This is a genomic window from Streptomyces sp. NBC_00654 (assembly GCF_026341775.1).
In the GTDB taxonomy this organism is placed as follows: Bacteria; Actinomycetota; Actinomycetes; order Streptomycetales; family Streptomycetaceae; genus Streptomyces.
This window is the reverse complement of record NZ_JAPEOB010000001.1, coordinates 1,637,574-1,655,737: the sequence shown is the minus strand read 5'-3', so window position 1 is coordinate 1,655,737 and position 18,164 is coordinate 1,637,574. Positions and strand designations below refer to the sequence as shown.

The window sequence follows — 18,164 nt, the reverse complement described above, 5'->3', positions numbered from 1 at the left end:
GAGCCTGTCGGGTGACCTCTGATCGGGCGGGTCCGGAGCGTCGTCCGGACCCGCCCGCGGGCGCCGGACCTACCGGCCGACCTCCTTGGTCACCAGCATGACCGCCTCCTCCACGTCGTCCGTGACGTGGAAGAGCAGCAGGTCCTTCTCGGACGCCTTGCCCTGGGCGACCACGGTGTCCCGGAGCCAGTCGACGAGGCCGCCCCAGTACGCCGAGCCGAAGAGCACGATCGGGAAGCGGGTCACCTTGCCCGTCTGGACCAGGGTCAGCGCCTCGAAGAGCTCGTCCAGCGTGCCGAGGCCGCCGGGCAGGACGACGAAGCCCTGGGCATACTTCACAAACATCGTCTTCCGGACAAAGAAGTAACGGAAGTTGACTCCGATGTCGACGTGCGGATTCAGCCCCGACTCGAACGGCAGCTCGATGCCGAGCCCGACCGAGACGCCCTTCGCCTCCCGCGCGCCCTTGTTCGCCGCCTCCATCGCCCCCGGGCCGCCGCCGGTGATCACGGCGAAGCCCGCCTCGACGAGCGCCCCGCCGATCCGCACGCCCGCCTCGTAGTCCGCCGTACCGGGCGCCGTGCGGGCCGATCCGAAGACGCTGATGGCGCTCGGCAGTTCGGCCAGGGCGCCGAACCCCTCGACGAACTCCGACTGGATGCGCATCACCCGCCAGGGGTCGGTGTGCACCCACTCGGAGTCGCCCTCGGAGTCCAGCAGCCGCTGATCGGTCGTACCGGGCTGCACCTGCTCCCGACGGCGCAGCACCGGGCCCATCCGCTGTTCCTCGGGCCTGACCGCGCCCTCGGGGACCTCCGCGTTCTCGGGGATCCGTGCATCCTCGGGGTTGCCCATGACCTGCTCCCTCCGCCGACCTGCGATGTGCCTGTTCGGGCCAGCGTAGATCCACCGGGGTTACGGGCAGGGGAATGCCATGAGTCAGCTGGTGAGCCAGGAGCGGAGCCGGTCCTCGCAGTGGGTGATCCGGTCGACCGCCACATGCTCGTCGCGCTTGTGGGCGAAGATCGGGTCGCCGGGGCCGTAGTTCACCGCGGGCACACCGAGCGCGCCGAAGCGGGAGACGTCCGTCCAGCCGAACTTGGGCCGGGCCGTGCCGCCGACGGCCGCCATGAACGCCTCCGCCGCCGGGTGCGTGAGTCCGGGCATCGCGGCACCGGAGTGGTCGTCCACGGTGAACCCGGCGACTCCGCAGTCCGCGAAGACCTCATGGACGTGGGCCAGCGCCTCCTCGGCCCCGAGGTCGGGGGCGTACCGGTAGTTGACCACCACCGTGCAGGCGTCCGGGATGACGTTGTCGGCGACGCCGCCCTCGATCCGTACGGCGTTGAGGCCCTCGTGGTATTCGAGCCCGTCGATGACCGGACGGCGCGGTTCGTACGCGGCGAGCCTGGCCAGGACCGGGGCCGCGGCGTGGATGGCGTTGGAGCCCATCCAGCTGCGCGCGGAGTGGGCCCGCTCCCCCGTCATGTGCAGAAGGACCCGCAGCGTGCCCTGGCAGCCGCCCTCGACCTCACCGTCGGAGGGCTCCAGGAGGACGGCGAAGTCCCCGTCGAGCCAGTCGGGGTGGGCCTCGGCGATGTGACCGAGGCCGTTGAGGTGAGCGGCGACCTCTTCGTTGTCGTAGAAGATGAAGGTGAGGTCGCGGTTGGGCTCGGGGACGGTCGCGGCGATGCGCAGCTGGACGGCGACGCCCGACTTCATGTCGGAGGTCCCGCAGCCCCACAGCACGCCGTCGCCGTCGAGCCGGGAGGGGACGTTGTCGGCGATCGGCACGGTGTCGATGTGCCCCGCGAGCACGACGCGCTCCGCGCGCCCCAGACGCGTCCTGGCCACGACGTTGTTGCCGTAGCGGTCGACGGTCAGGTGCGGGAGACCGCGCAGCGCGGTCTCGATCGCGTCGGCGAGCGTCTTCTCCTCCCCGCTGACCGAGGGGAAGTCCACGAGCCGGGCGGTCAGCGCCGGTCCGTCCAGGGTGAGGTCAAGTGTGCTGGTGGCCATGGCCACGACCCTAACGGCCTCTCCCGCGGCCGGGCTCCGGAGACGGCGGCGTACCGGGCGCCGGAGACGGCGGCGTACGGGGCGCCGGAGACGGCGGCGTACGGGGAGCCGGAGACGGCGGCGTACGGGGAGCGGCACACGGTGATACCCGGGAGCGGGCCGTGGCGGCTTTCGCTCCACCTCGCTCGTACCCTCCAGTACGGTGGGCCCGTGCCCCGGACCGCGACCCCCACCCGCCGCAGCCGCCTCTTCCGCCTCACGGCCGCCTTCGCCGTGCTCGTGGCTCTGGGCGGATATCTGGCGATGCAGTACGTCTCGGGCAACAAGGGGGTGCCCCGGTGCACGGTGCGCGCCGCCGACGGGGCGGGCGACGAGGGGCGTACGTACGAGATGAGCCCCGAGCAGGCCGCCAACGCGGCGACGATCTCGGCGGTCGGCACCACTCGCGGCATGCCGGAGCGCGCGGTGACCATCGCGCTGGCGACGGCCCTGCAGGAGTCCGCGCTGCGCAATCTCGACCACGGCGACCGGGACTCGCTGGGGCTCTTCCAGCAGCGCCCCTCACAGGGCTGGGGATCCGCGCGGCAGATCATGGATCCGGTCTACTCCGCCGGGATCTTCTACGACCGGCTCGCCAAGGTGCCCGGCTACTCCAGGCTTCCGCTGACGGTCGCCGCGCAGCGGGTGCAGCTCAGCGGTTTCCCCCAGGCCTACGCGAAGCACGAGCCGGACGCCACGCTGCTGGCCGCCGCCCTGACCGGGCGGGCGCCCGCCGCGCTGAACTGCTCCCCGTCCACGGCGACCGTGTCCGGTCCGGGCGATGCGGCGAAGGTCCGTTCCGAGCTGGTGCGCGCCTTCGGCCAGGGCGTCCTGCCGTCGGCCGGGGCGGCCGGGGCGGCCGCCGCGTCCACGGTCTCGGTGCCCGTACCGGCGGCGTCGGCGAAGACCGGGGACGACGCGGCGTCGCAGCGCGGCTGGGAGCTGGCGCACTGGGCCGTCGCCCGCGCCGAGGCGCTGCGGATCGACGAGGTCGGCTTCGCGGACCGGGTGTGGTCGGACGGTGAGGGCTGGCGGACGGAACGCGCGGAGCAGCAGGAATCGGGCACCGCCGAGGTCAGAATCCGGCTCGCGCAGTAGTACGGCGGATCACCCGCACGGGGCATCCGGCCGCTCCCCGGCAGCCGCTTCGGCGGCTTGTCCCGCAACCACGTCCCTGAGCGCCGATTCCCTTGCTGTCACAGGGGAGTGACGGTCCGTCCCCCGGACACCCGGGGCGTCGTTTGCCCGGGTTCCTCCGCCGCGGATCATCGGACGCGTTGCTGACTCTTTACCTTCCCGCACCGCAACCTTCCCCGCCCCCGGACCGGTTGTCAGTGCGTCCGATCAACGGACAGACAGACTCCGAAATCTGTTCTGAATTCCTGTCGAAGGAGCATCATGTCCCTCCCCCTGAGCCGTCGGATCGCCCGTGCCGCGCTGCTGATCGCCGCGGGCGCGGCACCCGTGGTCGGCGCGGCCGGTGCCGCGGGTGCCGCGGAGCTCCCGCCGGCCCCGGACCTGGGCGGCCTGACCGCGCTCGACGGCGCCGGTCTCGGCAACACCCTGGACAGCGCCTCGCAGCAGGGCACCGAGGCCGCGGGCGAGACCGGCGGCCGGCTCGTCGGCACCACCCTCCCGGCCGCGGGCAAGACCGTCGGCAAGGCGGGCGCTGTCGCCGCTCCCGTCGCCCAGAAGACCGCCGGCGGGACCGCGGGCAACGCCGGTGAGCTCCTCGGGAGCACCGCCGGTGCCGCGACCGGCGGCGCCCTGCCCACCGACGCGCTGGGCGGCGCCCTGCCCACCGACGCTCTCGGCGGCGGCCTCCCCACCGAGCTGCCGATCGGCTGACCGGCACACCGAACGGTCGGACACGCGCCGAGGGCCTCGGGAGTGCGCACTCCCGAGGCCCTCGGCGCGTGTCCGGCGGCGCCGCACACCTGGGCGTGCGGCCCGGCCGGTCGCCCGGCCGGCGGCGTGAACGGGCCGGTCAGGACAGCCGCTCGACCGCCGCCGCCACCCGCTCGTCGGTCGCCGTGAGCGCCACACGTACGAAGGTGTCGCCGGCCGGACCGTAGAAGTCGCCGGGAGCGACCAGGATGCCCAGTTCGGCGAGGTGGGCCACCGTCTCCCAGCACGGCTCGTCGCGCGTCGCCCACAGGTAGAGGCTCGCCTCGCTGTGCTCGATCCGGAAGCCGTGGGCCTCCAGCGCGGCGCGCAGGGCGGTGCGCCGCTCCGCGTACCGGACGCGCTGCTCCGCGACATGGGTGTCGTCGCCGAGGGCCGCGACGGTGGCCGCCTGGACCGGGGCGGGCGTCATCATCCCGCCGTGCTTGCGGATCAGCAGCAGCTCGCCGAGGACGGCCGCGTCGCCCGCGATGAAGGCGGCGCGGTATCCGGCGAGGTTGGAGCGCTTGGAGAGCGAGTGGACGGCGACGATGCCCTCGTAGCTGCCGCCGCAGACATCCGGGTGGAGCACGGAGACCGGCTCGGCCTCCCAGCCCAGCTCCAGGTAGCACTCGTCGCTGAAGACGAGGATGCCGTGCTCGCGCGCCCAGGCGACGATCCGGGTCAGTTCGTCCTTGGCCAGCACCCGGCCGGTCGGGTTGGACGGGGAGTTGAGCCAGAGCAGCTTGAGGCCCGCCGGGTCCAGCTCGGTGGGGTCGTCGTAGACGACGGGCTCGGCGCCGCAGAGCCGGGCGCCCACCTCGTACGTCGGGTAGGCGAGCCGCGGGTAGGCCACCCGGTCGCCCGCGCCGAGGCCCAGCTGGGTCGGCAGCCAGGCCACCAACTCCTTGGAGCCGACGACCGGCAGAACGTTCTCGTGGGCCACCGCGACCGCGCCCAGACGCCGCTCCACCCAGCCGGTGAGGGCGTCGCGCAGGGCGGCGGTCCCCCACACCGTCGGATAGCCGGGGCTGTTCGCGGCGGCGACGAGCGCCTGCTGGATCAGCTCGGGCACCGGGTCGACCGGCGTACCCACCGACAGGTCGACGATGCCGTCCGGATGGGCGACGGCCGTCGTCCTGTACGGCGCGAGCTTGTCCCAGGGAAAGACCGGGAGGCGGGAGGAGACTGGTGCGGACACGGAACTCTGCTTTCTCGTACGGGCGACGGACTACGAGGGGCCGCCCGCACGGTGACGCGGGCGGCCGCCGGGCGCCGGAAACACCGCGGTCCCGTACGGTGACGAGCCGTACGGGACCGGGCGGCGCGCGTGCTGCCGCTGCTTACTGGTTCTGCGGCGGCAGCGCGGCGATGAACGCGTGGTCGCGCTCGATCAGGCCCAGCTTGGAGGCGCCGCCCGGCGAACCGAGGTCGTCGAAGAACTCGACGTTCGCCTTGTAGTAGTCCTTCCACTCCTCCGGGGTGTCGTCCTCGTAGAAGATGGCCTCGACCGGGCAGACCGGCTCACAGGCTCCGCAGTCGACGCATTCGTCCGGGTGGATGTACAAGGACCGCTGGCCCTCGTAGATACAGTCGACGGGGCACTCTTCGATGCAGGCCTTGTCCTTTACGTCGACACAAGGCTGCGCGATGACGTAGGTCACGCTGTCGTTCCTCCTCGGTAGGGCGTTGGCTCTCGCGCGGGAGCGCGGCGTCGTCGATGCCCGCACCTAGTATCTCCGTTCCCGGGCACGATCCGAACAGGAGGGGCGCACAGAGCTGTGGAATTCACCATCGGCGGACGGCTGGAAGTCCGCATCACACCGGCTGACGTGGGCAAACGCGTATCGGTCAGGCGTCGCCCCGAGGGGGCCGGCCAAGGCGCCATGTTCACGGACACGGTCGGGGTTCTCACATCATGGGACGACGGTGTGCTCTCGATCACACCGAAGAGCGGCGAGGGCGTCCGTATCGCGGAATCCACACTGGTGGCCGGGAAGGTCGTGCCCGCCGCCCCGGCCCGGCGCCGGGGTCCTGCGGCCTCCTTCGACGAGCTGGCACGGGCCTGCGCACGGGCCTGGCAGCCGGTGGAGAGCGAACCCCTGGGCGACTGGCGGCTGCGCGCCGCCGCGGGGTTCACCCGGCGGGCCAACTCCGTGCTGCCGCTCGGCGATCCGGGGCTGCCGCTCGGTGAGGCGCTCGGGCGGGTGCGGCGCTGGTACGGGGAGCGGGGGCTGCCCGCGTACATCCAGACCGCGACCGGCGCCGAGGGCACGCAGGAGGAGCTGTGCGCGGAGCTGGAACGGCACGGCTGGCTGCGCGAGGTGTCGGCCGAGGTGCGGATCGCGGCGCTGGCGCCGGTCGGGGATCTGGACGCGGAGGTGACGGCGGTCCGGCTGCACCGTGAGCCGGACACCGCGTGGCTCTCCCGCTACCAGCGCTTCGACACTCCCGGCGACCATGTGCTCCGGGTCCTGGGATCGGGGCCCTCGGTGTGGTTCGCCTCCGTGCCCGGCGACGCGGAGGACGGCACCCCCGCGGCGATCGGGCGGTGCGTGGTGGACGGGCGCTGGGCCGGGTTCATGGCTGTCGAGGTGGGCCCGGAGTACCGGCGCCGGGGGCTGGCGACCTCGGTGATGACCGCGCTGGCGCGCCGCGCGCTGGACGAGGGCGCGTCGGCCGCGTGGCTCCAGGTGGAGACGGACAACGAGGGGGCGCGGGCGCTCTACGACAGGATGGGCTTCGCGGCCCATCACCGCTATCACCACTTCCGGGCCGCGGAGTGAGCACCGGCGGGGGTCCCGGGAGCACGTCGGGCGAGTGCGGCGGATGAGCGGGCACCACGATTCCGGGGCGGCCGAACGGCGGCGGCGGTTCGCCGAGGAGGCCCGCGCGGAGCGGCCGGACCTCGCGCTGCTCTGCCTGCTGCTCGGCGCGGAGGCGGGCCCGCCGGCGGGTACGGGTGCGGGGCGTCCGGGGGCGGGCGCCGCGGGAACCGGTGACGCGGGAGCCGGTACCGCGGGAATCGGTGACGCGGGAATCGGTGACGCGGGGGCCGAATCGCCCGATCCGTACGGTATCGACGCCGCGCAGATCGAGCTGGACCGGTTGGCCGGGCTGCTGCCGTACGGTGCGCGCTCCGCCCGCGCCTGGGCCTCGGCGGTGGCCGGACTGCTCGGTGAGCGGTGCGGATTCGCGGGTTCGCCGGCCGACTACCAGCGGCTGGAGTCGTCGCTGCTCCAACAGGTGCTGCGCCGCCGCCGCGGGCTGCCGATCCTGCTGTCCGTGATCTGGATCGAGGTCGCGCGGCGGGCGGGCGCCCCGGTGTACGGGGTGGCGCTGCCCGGTCACTTCGTCGTCGGATTCGGGGACCCCGGGGAGCGGGTGCTGGCCGATCCGTTCGCCGGTGGTGCGCCGCTGACCGGGCAGGACGCCGAGCTGATGGTGGCCGGCACCACCGGGGCGCCGCTGGAGGAGTCGATGCTGGTGCCCGCGAGGCCGTTGGAGACCGTGCTGCGGATCCTGAACAACATCAGGGCCTGGGCGGCGGCCCGCCCCGAGCGGACCGATGTGGCGCTGTGGGCGGTCGATCTGTCGCTGCTGCTGCCCTCGCACCCGGCCAGGCTCCGCTACGAACGGGCCCAGCTCCTCGTGCAGCGCGGGGAGTTCCGGCGCGGGGCCGCGGAGATGGAGGAGTACGCGGAGATCGTCGCCGGGTTCGATCCGGCGACGGCCGAAGCGGTCCGGCGACGGGCGCGGGCGGCGCTGGCGCTGCTGAACTGACCGGCGGGCGGGCCCGCGCCGGGACCGGCGTGCCCGCCCCTCGCCCGCCGGGGCCACCACCGCGCTTTATCGTGACGTACCGGGACGAGGGACGACCCGGACGAGAGGACGCGTCACGTGACCAGCCAGAAGGAAGCCATGCTCGCCGGTGAGCTCTACCTCGCCGACGACCCGGAACTGAGCGCCGACGCCCTGCGCGCCGACGTGCTGACCGAGCGCTTCAACGCCACCTCCGCCGCCGACCCCGAGGCCCGGCGCGCGGCACTCGCCGAGCTCGTGGGCGATCTGGGCGAGGGCGTGGAGGTCCGGCCTCCGCTGCGGGTGGACTTCGGCTATCAGATCTCCATCGGCGCCCGTACGTTCATCAATGTCGGGGCCGTCCTTCTCGACGTCGGCCGGATCAGCATCGGCGCCGACGCGCAGATCGGCCCGAACGTCCAGCTCCTCACCCCCACCCACCCGGTCGACCCCGAGCCGCGCCGGGCCAAGTGGGAGGCGGCCCGGCCCGTCACGATCGGCGACAACGTCTGGCTGGGCGGCGGCGTGATCGTCTGCCCGGGGGTGACCATCGGTGAGAACACGGTGGTCGGCGCCGGATCGGTGGTCACGAAGGACCTGCCGGCGAACGTCGTGGCGGTCGGCAATCCGGCGCGGGTGATCCGGAGGATCGGCCCGGAGGACGGCGTGGCCGGCGAGGCCGGCTGATCCGGTCCGCCGCGAGGTCCCGCGCAGGCCTGCCGGTCACGCCTTCGCGGCGAGCCGGGTGTCCGGCTGGACGGTGACCAGGGCGATGCCCCCGCAGCACACGGCCAGGAGCAGCAGTTCGGCCGGCGAGGGCACGGGCGCGGTGCCCAGCGTCCAGTCCCCCAGGCGCACGGCGAACGGTACGGCCAGCTGGACCGCGGCGGTGAAGACCGGCCCGCGGCGCAGGATGAGGCGGTGCTGTACGAGGTAGGCGGGCGCGTACACGACCGCGCCGAGCACCACGATCCCGCCCGTCGCGGCGAGCGTCGGGGGGTGGGCGGTCAGCGCGGGCAGGGCCATCGGCAGCAGCAGGCAGGTGGCCGCCGCGAGCAGTACGGGCAGGACGGCCGACGGGGGCAGCCCGGACATCCGCCGCCGGTACAGGAACCCGTACACCGCGAAGGCCACGGTCGCCCCCGCCACCAGCAGCAGCCCCGGTCCGTCCATGTCGCGCGCGTCCGCGCCGAGCGCCGCGTACCCGGCCGCCGCCGCGCAGGCGAGCGCCGCCCCGGCCGCCTTGCGCGGCCCGGACCGTTCGGCGAAGAACAGCGCCCCCACCGCCACCGACGCGCACGGCATCAGCGCGACCACGAGGTTGGCGAGCGAAGTGCCGATGCGCGGGATGGCGAGCAGCGTGCCCGCGGCGTATCCGGCGAAGCCGAGCAGGCCCAGCAGCCATACGGTGCCGGGGCGGGCCGCCGCACGGCGCAGATCGGCCCGGCCGCCCGGCGTGGAGACGGCCACGGCGGTGAGCACGGTGCAGCAGACCGCGGTGCGGCCGACCGCGACGATCAGCGGATCGGTCCCGGTGACCAGGGCGCCGGACAGCAGCCAGGTCCCGGAGAGCAGGAGCACCAGGACGGCCGGCATCGCAGGGCCTTTCCACGAACGTCGGCGGCGCGGTGGAACGGTGCGGCTCACCGAGCGACCACGTACCGGCCGCGCCTCCCGCACCTCTGCGGCATGTCCACCCCCGCGTCACCGTTTCCGGTGCCGCTCAGCGTAAGCCGTGCTCCCGACGCGGCACATCGGCGGTCCGGGCGGGGGCGGTCACTCGGGCCGCCCGCGCGGCAGGTTCACGTACAGGTCCCGGAACGCGGCCGCCAGGCTCGCGACCGTCCGCCAGTACGTGTACGCGTCCGCGTCCGAGGTCGTCTCGTCGGGACGCACGGCGCGGTCGAGGTTGCGGTAGGCGACCCGGAACAGCACCCGGACCGCCCCGCGCCCCGGCTCGTCATGGCCGTAGTCGTCCAGGGCCATCAGGGAGCGCAGCTGGCCGATCAACTGGTCGGTACCCGCGTTGATGACGCTGCGCGGCGGGAGGGCCGGGCGGGTGGCGAGCGCGTGGTCCACGGCCGCCGCGACCGCCTCGGTATCGACGCTCATGCGTGGCGGAGTGACGTCGGCATCGGTCACATGTCCTCCTCCCCGGTGGCCGGCGGTGGCCGCCACCGGCCGCTCTTCCGGCAGTGAAGTATCAAGAAGAACGGCAAACGGCATGGGAACCCAGGCAATTCGGCGTTTCTCCCACTCACCGGAAACCGGAAATTTCGACCGGATCATCGGCCATCCGGCGGTACGAGAACCGCTACGGTGATGTTTCATGACGAGGAAGACCGGCAATGTTCTGCTGGCCGCCCGTATGAGCGCCGCCGGGCTGAAGCAGCACGAGCTCGCGAGTCGGCTCAATGAGCACATCGAGAGCCTCACGGGGCAACCGGGGTCCCTGCAGGACCGGCATATCCGGAACTATCTGACCGGCACGACGCGTTGGCCGCATGCCCGTCAACGGATCGCCCTGGAAAAGGAATTCGGCTGCACCGCCGAGGAACTCGGATTCATTCCGCGGCAACGGACCGGCTCCCGGACGAGCGGGGCCCCGGGGCCGGGCTCGGGCGATCCCGTGGTGCGGCGGGACTTCAACCAGCGGGCCGCCGTGATGGCCGCGACGGTCGTTCTGCCGCCCGGCCGCACCACCGTCGGCATCGCCGATGTGAAGCGCGTCGGGCAGGCGTTCGCCGCCCTCTACCGTCAGGAGAGCAGGGTCGGCGGCACCAGCCGGATCGAGGCGCAGTTCCTGCACTGGATGCGTCACGCCCTGTCGCTCCTGGAGTCGGGGCGCGCCTCCTCCCGGGTACGGTCCATGCTCTACGCCGCCGCCTCGAACGCGGCCAGCACCGCCGCCTGGGCCGCGCTCGACTCACGCAACCAGCAGCGCGCGGCGCAGTATCTCGACCGCGCGGTGACGCTCGCGGGGCTGTCCGGGGACGGGGAGTCGATGCACCGGGTGTGGAACAACGTCGCCATACTCGCCGGACAGCGGGGCAGCCTCATCGAGGCGCTGCACGCCGCGCAGGCGGTGCGGGACGCCGGTATGGCGCGGCGCGATCCGCTGTACGCCTCGCAGGCCCACGCGCGCATCGCGCTGTCCCATGCCCGGCTGCGCGACAAGCAGTCCGCGCTGCGGGCCCTGGGACACGCGGAGGACGCTCTCGCCCGCGCGGACATGGGCCGCCGGCCCACCTGGCTGAGCTTCTACGACCAGGCCGAGCTGCACGGGCTGGCGGGCATCGTCCACTACCGCCTCGGCCGGGCCGAGCCGGCCGAGGCCCGGATCCATCAGGCCCTCGCGCAGCTGGACCCGGGGCTGACGCGCAACCGGGTCTACTACACCGCCCAGCTGGCGCTGGCGCAGCTCGGCCAGCAGGACGTCGAGGCGGCCTGCGCGAGTGCCGACCGGGCGCTGGCCACGGCCGGAACCGCGCCCGGCAGCCTGCGCATCGGTCACCTCCTCGACGGGTTCCGCCAGCGGCTGGCGGTACACCCGGCACCACTCGCCCAGGAATGGCTCCAGCGGACAGCGAAGGGGACACCCACACCATGACCGTCCAGTTGCGCCGGTTCACCGCCGACGACCTGCCCGCCGTCCGCCCCGTACTCCTGGATGTCTACGCGGAGGTGTACGCGGACGAGCTGCACGTCCCGTTCACCAGCCTGGACCGGTTCGACCGGCGGCTGACCAACCACTCGGCCGGTGACGGGTGGGAGGCGGTGATCGGCTACGACGGTGACCGGCCGGTCGGCTACGCGTACGGCGCTCCGCTGGGCCGGGGGGCCCGCTGGTGGTCGCACATGACGACCCCGCTGCCCGAGGGGTTCGCGGACGAGGACGGGTCGCGCACCCTCGCCCTGTTCGAGCTGATGGTCCGGGCCCCCTGGCAGGGGACGGGTGCCGCGCGCCGAATACACGAGGAGCTGCTGAGGCCGCGTCCGGAGGAGCGCGTCACGCTGCTGTGCGACCCGGAGCACCCCGGGGTGCTGGCCCTGTACGAGTCCTGGGGCTACCGGCGCGTCGGCGACCAGCGGCCCTTCCCGGACAGTCCGAGGTTCTCGGTCATGGTGCGCGAGCTGGGTGGGCGCTCCGGCTCCCCCCACATCATCCTGTGAAGTCAGCGGGTCCCCCGACTGGGGTCGTAACGGGTCAATTGCCGTTCCGTTGCCGTTAATTGTTGCGCTCAGCACATCGGAGCGGCCCTTCTGACGCACACCTCTTGACGTGTTCAGGGCAACGGCGGAAGCATCTCCCGCACGAGAGAGCGCTCTCACGGAGTCCGCGGGCCTTCCCCGCGGCCGCCTCCGGCAGGCTCTCCCGGTCATTCGTCGTGCACCCGTACCACGACCCCAGGAGACGTACCGTCATGCATGCTCCCCCCACGTCAGCCGGCGGACACCGCCGCTCACGCCTTCGCGGACTCGCCGCGTTCGCGCTCTCGCTGATCATCGCCGTCCCCACCGCCGGTCCGGCGTTCGGCGAGGAGGCCGCAGCCGTTCCCGGCGGCGGCGATCTCGGCCCCAATGTGCTGGTCTTCGATCCGTCGACGCCCGGCATCCAGGCCAAGGTCGACGAGATCTTCAAGAAGCAGGAGTCGGCGCAGTTCGGCAGCGACCGCTACGCGCTGATGTTCAAGCCGGGCACGTACGACCACATCAACGCCCAGCTCGGCTTCTACACCTCGATCGCCGGGCTGGGTCTCAACCCCGACGACACCACGTTCAACGGTGATGTGACCGTCGACGCCGGGTGGTTCAACGGCAACGCCACACAGAACTTCTGGCGTTCGGCGGAGAACCTGGCCCTCAAGCCGGTCAACGGCACCAACCGGTGGGCCGTGTCGCAGGCCGCGCCCTTCCGCCGGATGCACGTCAAGGGCGGGCTCAACCTCGCCCCCGACGGATACGGCTGGGCCAGCGGCGGCTACATCGCCGACAGCAGGATCGACGGCACCGTCTCGCCGTACTCGCAGCAGCAGTGGTACACGCGCGACAGCAGCATCGGCGGCTGGGGCAACGGCGTCTGGAACATGACGTTCTCCGGCGTCGAGGGCGCACCCGCGCAGAGCTTCCCGGAGCCCCCGTACACCACGCTGGAGACCACCCCGGTCTCGCGCGAGAAGCCTTTCCTCCACCTGGACGGCGACGCCTACAAGGTCTTCGTCCCCGCCAAGCGCACCGGGGCACGCGGCACTTCGTGGGGCAACGGGACACCGCAGGGCGAATCGATCCCCCTGGAGCGGTTCTACGTGGTCAAGCCGGGTGCCAGCGCCGCCACGATCAACGAGGCCGTGGACCAGGGGCTGCACCTCCTGTTCACGCCGGGCGTCTACCACGTCGACCGGGCCATCGAGATCGACCGGCCGGACACCGTCGTCCTCGGGCTCGGCCTCGCCACGATCATTCCGGACAACGGGGTCACCGCGGTCAAGGTCGGGGACGTCGACGGGGTGAAGCTGGCCGGGCTGCTCATCGACGCCGGTCCGGTCAACTCCGAGACGCTGCTGGAGGTCGGGCCCGAGGGCGCGTCCGCCGACCACTCGGCCAACCCCACCTCACTCCAGGACGTGTTCGTACGCATCGGCGGCGCCGGCCCCGGCAGGGCGACGACCAGCATCGTCGTCAACAGCGACGACACGATCATCGACCACACCTGGGTCTGGCGCGCGGACCACGGCGCGAGCGTCGGCTGGGAGACCAACCGGGCCGACCACGGCGTCCATGTGAAGGGCGACGACGTGTTGGCCACCGGCCTGTTCGTCGAGCACTTCAACAAGTACGACGTGCGCTGGTCCGGCGAGCGGGGCCGGACGGTCTTCTTCCAGAACGAGAAGGCGTACGACGCCCCCGACCAGGCCGCCATCCAGAACGGCGACATCAAGGGGTACGCCGCCTACAAGGTCGACGACTCCGTCACCACCCATGAGGGCTGGGGCATGGGGAGTTACTGCTACTTCAACGTCGACCCGACCATCCGGCAGCAACACGGATTCCAGGCGCCGGTGAAGCCGGGCGTGAGGTTCCACGACCTGCTGGTCGTCTCCCTGGGCGGCCAGGGCCAGTACGAACACGTCATCAACAACACCGGATCCCCCACGTCCGGTACGAGCACCATCCCCTCCCAGGTGGTGTCCTTCCCGTAGAGGGGCTGCGGGAAGGACACCACGGCGGGGTGGGGAGCCGGTCCTGGCTCCCCACCCCGCTCGCGTACCCCGCGGTCCCCCGCTCGCGTACCCGCCGCGGACCTCCGTCGGCGTCCGGGGACCGCCCTACTGGTCGCGCCGGTGCACCGCCGTGACCGCGACGGCCCCGGCCGCGAGCGCCCACACCGCGTACACGGTCCACGCCCCCGCGTTCGTCCACGGGAACGGCACGGGCAGGTGCCGGACATCGGTCAGCTTGGTCCAGGCGCTCAGCGGCAGGCCGTGGGCGAGGACCGCCGTCACATACCGGCGGTCGCCGATCACCATCGGGAGCAGGAGCAGCACCACGACGGAGGTGACCACGGAGCCCGCGCCGTGCCGGACGAGGGTGCCCAGCGCCAGACCGGTGAGCGCGGCCACGGGGGCGAGCAGCGCCGAGGCCACGACGACCCGCAGGGCACCCGGGTGGCCGAGGGAGACCCCGGCGTCCCGCCCGGACAGGATCGCCTGGGTCAGCCAGAACGACGTCCCCGCGACGACCGCGCCGAACACCGTCATGACCGAGGTGAGCACGGCTGCCTTGGCCGCCATCACCGAGCGGCGGTCCGGGACGGCGGTGAACGTCGTGCGGATCAGACCGGAACCGTACTCGGCGGTGACCGCCACGGCGCCGATGGCACCGGTGGCCAGCGCCAGCAGCATGCCCGCGTTCGTGGTGAAGGCGTCCATCAGGGGCATGCCGTCGGCGACGAAGCCGCTCCGGCCCTCGTCGTGCTCGTACCAGTACGTGTAGTGGTCGTACGCCGTGCCCACGTTGAACCCGATGACCACCAGCGCGGTGACCAGATACGCCCAGGGGGCCGAGCGCAGGGACCACAGCTTGATCCACTCGGCGGCCAGCAGATCGGTGAAGCGGGCGCGGGGGCCGGTGTCCGTCGCACGGCGGGCGGGCGCGGTCGTCTCCGCGGTCATCGGGGGTCTCCTGCGGGGTATTCGACGCTGTCGGCCGTCAGTTCCATGAAGGCCTGCTCCAGGGAGGAGCTCCGGGTGAGGAGTTCATGCAGCTGCACGCGGTGCCGGAAGGCGAGTTCACCGACCCGGGCCGCGTCCATACCGGTCACCGAGAGCGGGCCGTCCTCCGGCCCGCGCCGCACCGAGGCGCCCTCCGCCTCCAGCAGCGCCGCGAGCCGGGCGGCGTCCGGGGTGCGTACGCTCACGCCGGACCCGGTGCCCCGGGCCGCGAACCGTGCGAGGCTCTCCGCGGCGATCAGCCGGCCCCGGCCGATGACGACGAGGTGGTCGGCGGTGCTCTCCATCTCGGTCATCAGATGGCTGGAGACGAACACGGTGCGGCCCTCGGCGGCGAGCCCGCGGAACAGGCCGCGCACCCACAGCACCCCTTCCGGGTCGAGCCCGTTGAGCGGTTCGTCGAACAGGAGCACCGGAGGGTCGCCGAGCAGCGCGGTGGCGATGCCGAGGCGCTGGCGCATCCCGAGGGAGAAGCCCCCGATGCGGCGGCGGGCCGCACCGGCCAGCCCCGCGTCCCGGAGCACTTCGTCGACCCGGCTGCGCGGGATGCCGTTACCGCGGGCCAGCGCGGACAGATGGGCGCGGGCCGTGCGCCCGCCGTGGACGTCGCCCGCGTCGAGGAGCGCGCCGACGTGCCGCAGTCCGCGCGGGCGCTCGCGGAACGGCCGCCCGTCCAGAGTGGCCGTTCCGGACGTGGGCTCGACCAGGCCGAGCAGCATCCGCAGGGTGGTGGTCTTGCCCGCGCCGTTGGGGCCCAGGAAACCGGTGACCCGGCCGGGGCACACGGTGAACGTGAGGTCGCTGACGGCGGTGGCCGCCCCGTATCGCTTGGTGAGTCCCTTGACTTCGATCACGGTGACCACGGTGCCGCCGGCCGCACCCGCGCGTCATCGGCCCACCGCTGACACCCGTCGGGGCCGCCTGTCGGCCAGGGGTGTACATCCGTGGGCGGATGGCACCGCGGGAGCGCCTGGCTACGATCGCCCCCATGCCCACGAAGCCGTCCCTCCCGCTGCTCAACCGGCTGTCGCCGGCCGCCTGGGCGGCCTTCCTGTGGTGCGCCGCCACACTCTCCTCGATCCGTGCGCAGTTCGGGATTCCGGGGATGCCGCAGGGCGTCCGCCTTCTGGACGCCGGGGACTGGCTGCTCCTGGCGGCGGCCGCCCTCCTGGCGCTGACGGGCTGCGGACGGCTGTCCACGCGGCCCCTGGCCGCGCTCGCCCTGCTGGTCACCGGCTCGCTCGGGGCCGCGCTGGCGGTGGACTCGGTGGGGCTCGCGTTCCTCCACCATCTGGCCCTGGACATCGCGCTCGGCGTCATCGTGGCGACCCGGCCGCGCCGCACCTGGGCGCCCGCCTTCGTCCTGACCGTCGCGGCGCTGCCCGGCCATGCGCTGCTGCGCTCCCTGCTGGGCCTGCCCCTGCGGTTCCCGCACAGCGCCGACACGAGCTGGACCTCCTGGGAGACCTTCACCCTGCTGTCGGTGATCGCCTGTCTGGCCGGGCTGTCGGTGCGCCGGACACGCGAGTACGCACGGGAGCTGACGGCCCGCGCGGCGGCGCAGGCGGTCACCGCCGAACGGCTGCGGATCGCCCGCGAGATGCACGACAGCGTCGCGCACAGCATCGGCATCATCGCCCTTCAGGCCGGTGCGGCGGCCCGGGTCGTCGACACCCGGCCCGACGCGGCGCGCGAGGCGATGACGGTGGTGGAACTGGCCGGGCGGGAGACGCTGGCTGGGCTGCGCCGGATGCTCGTCGCCCTGCGGCAGCCCGAACCGGCGGACGGGCAGGGGCTGGTGCCTGAGCCCGCCGCCGGTCCCCGGCGAGTACCGGAGCCCCACGCGGACGTACGGCGGGACGGACCGGCACCGTCGCGGCCCGCCGAGGGCCTCGCGGACGTCGAGCGGCTGGCCGCGGCGACGACCGGCGCCGGGGTCCGGGTGGACGTGCGGTGGCACGGTGAGCGGCGGCCGCTGCCGCCGGACATCGACCTGTCGGCGTTCCGGATCATCCAGGAGTCGGTCACCAACGTGGTGCGGCACGCGGCCACCGGCTCCTGCCGGGTGTCCGTCGGCTACGGCGCCGAGGAGCTGGCCATCGAGATCACCGACAGCGGCCGGGGCGGCGGGAGTTCGCCGGAGAGCGGATTCGGCCTGGTCGGCATGCGGGAGCGGGTGGCGCTGCTGAAGGGCGAGTTCAGCGCCGCGCCGGTCCCCTCGGGCGGCTTCCGGGTCGCGGTCCGGCTGCCGGTACCGGCGGGGGCCGGACGATGAGCGTCCGTGTCGTCCTCGCCGACGACCAGCCGCTCGTACGGGCCGCGCTGAACATGGTCATCACCGGCACCCCCGACGTCGAGGTCGTCGGTGAGGCCGGTACGGGTGCGGAGGCGGTCCGGCTGACCGCCGAACTGCGCCCCGATGTCGTGGTGATGGACATCCGGATGCCGGGCATGGACGGCATCGAGGCGACCTCCCTGATCACCGGGGGCCCCACGGCCGCGCAGGTCGTCGTCCTGACGACGTTCGACGACGACGAGTACGTCTACGGGGCCCTGCGCGCCGGTGCGTCCGGCTTCCTGGTCAAGGACATGGCGCTGGACGGCATCCTCGCCGCGATCCGGGTCGTCGCCGCCGGGGACGCCCTGATCTCGCCGAGCGTCACCCGCCGTCTGATCAAGGACTTCGCCGGACGCCCGGCCGCACCGTCGCCTGCCGCGCGGCCGCTCTCCGCGGTCACCGAGCGCGAGCGCGAGGTGCTGACCCTGGTCGGGAACGGTCTGTCCAACACCGAGATCGCCGAGCGGCTGAACATCAGCGTCGCCACCGCGAAGACGTATCTGTCCCGGCTGCTCACCAAGCTGGACGCCCGGGACCGGGTGCGGCTGGTGATCATCGCTTACGAGGCGGGGCTGGTGTCGGCCACCGGCCGGTGAGCCGCCCGGACGGCCCGTCGCCCGCCCGCTACAGCCAGCCCTTCTCGCGGGCGATCCGGACGGCTTCCGCCCGGTTGCGGGCCACCATCTTCTGGATGGCCGTGGAGAGGTAGTTGCGCACGGTCCCCTGCGAGAGGTGCAGCGCGCTCGCGATCTCCGCGTTGGTGGAGCCGTCGGCCGCCGCGCGCAGCACATCGCGCTCGCGGTCGGTGTTCGCGGGCGGCGGCCAGAACCTCGTCACCGCGGGCGACCTGGGCG

At 73.1% G+C, this 18,164-nt stretch carries 19 protein-coding genes; 10 read left to right on the top strand and 9 right to left on the bottom strand.

Going from position 1 to position 18,164, the window contains the following annotated elements:
- Positions 1–69 precede the first annotated feature (69 nt).
- Entirely contained in the window at positions 70–855 is a 786-nt protein-coding gene (locus OHA98_RS07235; protein ID WP_266923492.1) for a TIGR00730 family Rossman fold protein, read from the bottom strand.
- An 84-nt stretch (positions 856–939) separates the two neighbouring features.
- Positions 940–2,019 (bottom strand): succinyl-diaminopimelate desuccinylase, encoded by a 1,080-nt coding sequence (gene dapE / locus OHA98_RS07230; protein WP_266923490.1) that lies wholly within the window; start codon positions 2,017–2,019, stop codon positions 940–942.
- Between the two features lie 210 nt (positions 2,020–2,229).
- On the opposite strand from dapE, the gene OHA98_RS07225 reads away from it, so the two are divergent.
- Both OHA98_RS07225 and OHA98_RS07220 read left to right on the top strand, forming a co-directional pair.
- Positions 2,230–3,156 carry a hypothetical protein gene (locus tag OHA98_RS07225; RefSeq protein ID WP_266923488.1) on the top strand — a complete coding sequence of 309 codons (927 nt, stop codon included), beginning with the start codon at positions 2,230–2,232 and terminating at the stop codon, positions 3,154–3,156.
- Between the two features lie 300 nt (positions 3,157–3,456).
- Positions 3,457–3,906 carry an ATP-binding protein gene (locus tag OHA98_RS07220; protein WP_266923487.1) on the top strand — a complete coding sequence of 150 codons (450 nt, stop codon included), beginning with the start codon at positions 3,457–3,459 and terminating at the stop codon, positions 3,904–3,906.
- 139 nt (positions 3,907–4,045) lie between these two features.
- Here OHA98_RS07220 and OHA98_RS07215 read toward each other — a convergent pair whose 3' ends face one another.
- Together OHA98_RS07215 and fdxA are read right to left on the bottom strand one after the other, a co-directional pair.
- On the bottom strand, positions 4,046–5,143 hold the full coding sequence (locus tag OHA98_RS07215; protein WP_266923485.1) for a bifunctional succinyldiaminopimelate transaminase/glutamate-prephenate aminotransferase: 1,098 nt from the start codon (positions 5,141–5,143) through the stop codon (positions 4,046–4,048).
- Positions 5,144–5,285: 142 nt separating this feature from the next.
- Positions 5,286–5,606, bottom strand: coding sequence for a ferredoxin (fdxA, locus tag OHA98_RS07210; protein WP_018956287.1), 321 nt, complete (start codon positions 5,604–5,606; stop codon positions 5,286–5,288).
- 117 nt (positions 5,607–5,723) lie between these two features.
- On the opposite strand from fdxA, the gene OHA98_RS07205 reads away from it, so the two are divergent.
- The 3 genes from OHA98_RS07205 (at position 5,724) to OHA98_RS07195 (ending at position 8,430) form a co-directional block, all read left to right on the top strand.
- Positions 5,724–6,728, top strand: a complete 1,005-nt coding sequence (locus OHA98_RS07205; protein ID WP_266923483.1) for a GNAT family N-acetyltransferase — start codon at positions 5,724–5,726, stop codon at positions 6,726–6,728.
- 43 nt (positions 6,729–6,771) lie between these two features.
- The gene (locus OHA98_RS07200; RefSeq protein ID WP_266923482.1) at positions 6,772–7,725 is read left to right on the top strand and encodes a transglutaminase-like domain-containing protein; all 954 of its coding nucleotides are present in this window, start codon (positions 6,772–6,774) and stop codon (positions 7,723–7,725) included.
- 138 nt (positions 7,726–7,863) lie between these two features.
- The gene (locus OHA98_RS07195) at positions 7,864–8,430 is read left to right on the top strand and encodes a sugar O-acetyltransferase (protein WP_266927778.1); all 567 of its coding nucleotides are present in this window, start codon (positions 7,864–7,866) and stop codon (positions 8,428–8,430) included.
- 36 nt (positions 8,431–8,466) lie between these two features.
- On the opposite strand, the gene OHA98_RS07190 is transcribed toward OHA98_RS07195, so the two are convergent.
- Entirely contained in the window at positions 8,467–9,339 is an 873-nt protein-coding gene (locus OHA98_RS07190; RefSeq protein ID WP_266923480.1) for a DMT family transporter, read from the bottom strand.
- A 180-nt stretch (positions 9,340–9,519) separates the two neighbouring features.
- Complete coding sequence (locus tag OHA98_RS07185) at positions 9,520–9,855, bottom strand: hypothetical protein (protein ID WP_266923478.1); 336 nt, start codon at positions 9,853–9,855, stop codon at positions 9,520–9,522.
- Between the two features lie 217 nt (positions 9,856–10,072).
- Between OHA98_RS07185 and OHA98_RS07180 the strand changes: the two genes are divergently transcribed.
- The 3 genes from OHA98_RS07180 to OHA98_RS07170 all read left to right on the top strand — a co-directional run bounded on the left by OHA98_RS07180 (position 10,073) and on the right by OHA98_RS07170 (position 13,943).
- Positions 10,073–11,353: a hypothetical protein gene (locus OHA98_RS07180; RefSeq protein ID WP_266923477.1), complete on the top strand. Its 1,281-nt coding sequence runs from the start codon at positions 10,073–10,075 to the stop codon at positions 11,351–11,353.
- Positions 11,350–11,916 (top strand): GNAT family N-acetyltransferase, encoded by a 567-nt coding sequence (locus OHA98_RS07175; RefSeq protein ID WP_266923475.1) that lies wholly within the window; start codon positions 11,350–11,352, stop codon positions 11,914–11,916. The genes OHA98_RS07180 and OHA98_RS07175 overlap by 4 nt, the downstream gene beginning before the upstream one ends.
- Positions 11,917–12,167: 251 nt before the next feature.
- Positions 12,168–13,943, top strand: coding sequence for a coagulation factor 5/8 type domain-containing protein (locus OHA98_RS07170; RefSeq protein WP_266923473.1), 1,776 nt, complete (start codon positions 12,168–12,170; stop codon positions 13,941–13,943).
- 126 nt (positions 13,944–14,069) lie between these two features.
- Here the strand turns inward: OHA98_RS07170 and OHA98_RS07165 are convergent, their stop codons facing one another.
- Together OHA98_RS07165 and OHA98_RS07160 are read right to left on the bottom strand one after the other, a co-directional pair.
- Positions 14,070–14,915, bottom strand: coding sequence for an ABC transporter permease (locus OHA98_RS07165; protein ID WP_266923471.1), 846 nt, complete (start codon positions 14,913–14,915; stop codon positions 14,070–14,072).
- Positions 14,912–15,826, bottom strand: a complete 915-nt coding sequence (locus tag OHA98_RS07160; protein ID WP_266923469.1) for an ABC transporter ATP-binding protein — start codon at positions 15,824–15,826, stop codon at positions 14,912–14,914. The genes OHA98_RS07165 and OHA98_RS07160 overlap by 4 nt, the downstream gene beginning before the upstream one ends.
- A gap of 134 nt (positions 15,827–15,960) precedes the next feature.
- Between OHA98_RS07160 and OHA98_RS07155 the strand changes: the two genes are divergently transcribed.
- Together OHA98_RS07155 and OHA98_RS07150 are read left to right on the top strand one after the other, a co-directional pair.
- A complete protein-coding gene (locus tag OHA98_RS07155) occupies positions 15,961–17,247 on the top strand; it encodes a sensor histidine kinase (RefSeq protein ID WP_266923467.1) in 1,287 nt (428 codons plus the stop codon).
- Positions 17,244–17,906, top strand: coding sequence for a response regulator transcription factor (locus tag OHA98_RS07150; protein ID WP_266923465.1), 663 nt, complete (start codon positions 17,244–17,246; stop codon positions 17,904–17,906). Before OHA98_RS07155 ends, OHA98_RS07150 begins: the two co-directional genes overlap by 4 nt.
- Before the next feature lie 28 nt (positions 17,907–17,934).
- Here OHA98_RS07150 and OHA98_RS07145 read toward each other — a convergent pair whose 3' ends face one another.
- Positions 17,935–18,147 (bottom strand): response regulator transcription factor, encoded by a 213-nt coding sequence (locus tag OHA98_RS07145; protein ID WP_266927776.1) that lies wholly within the window; start codon positions 18,145–18,147, stop codon positions 17,935–17,937.
- Between the last annotated feature and the right edge of the window lie 17 nt (positions 18,148–18,164).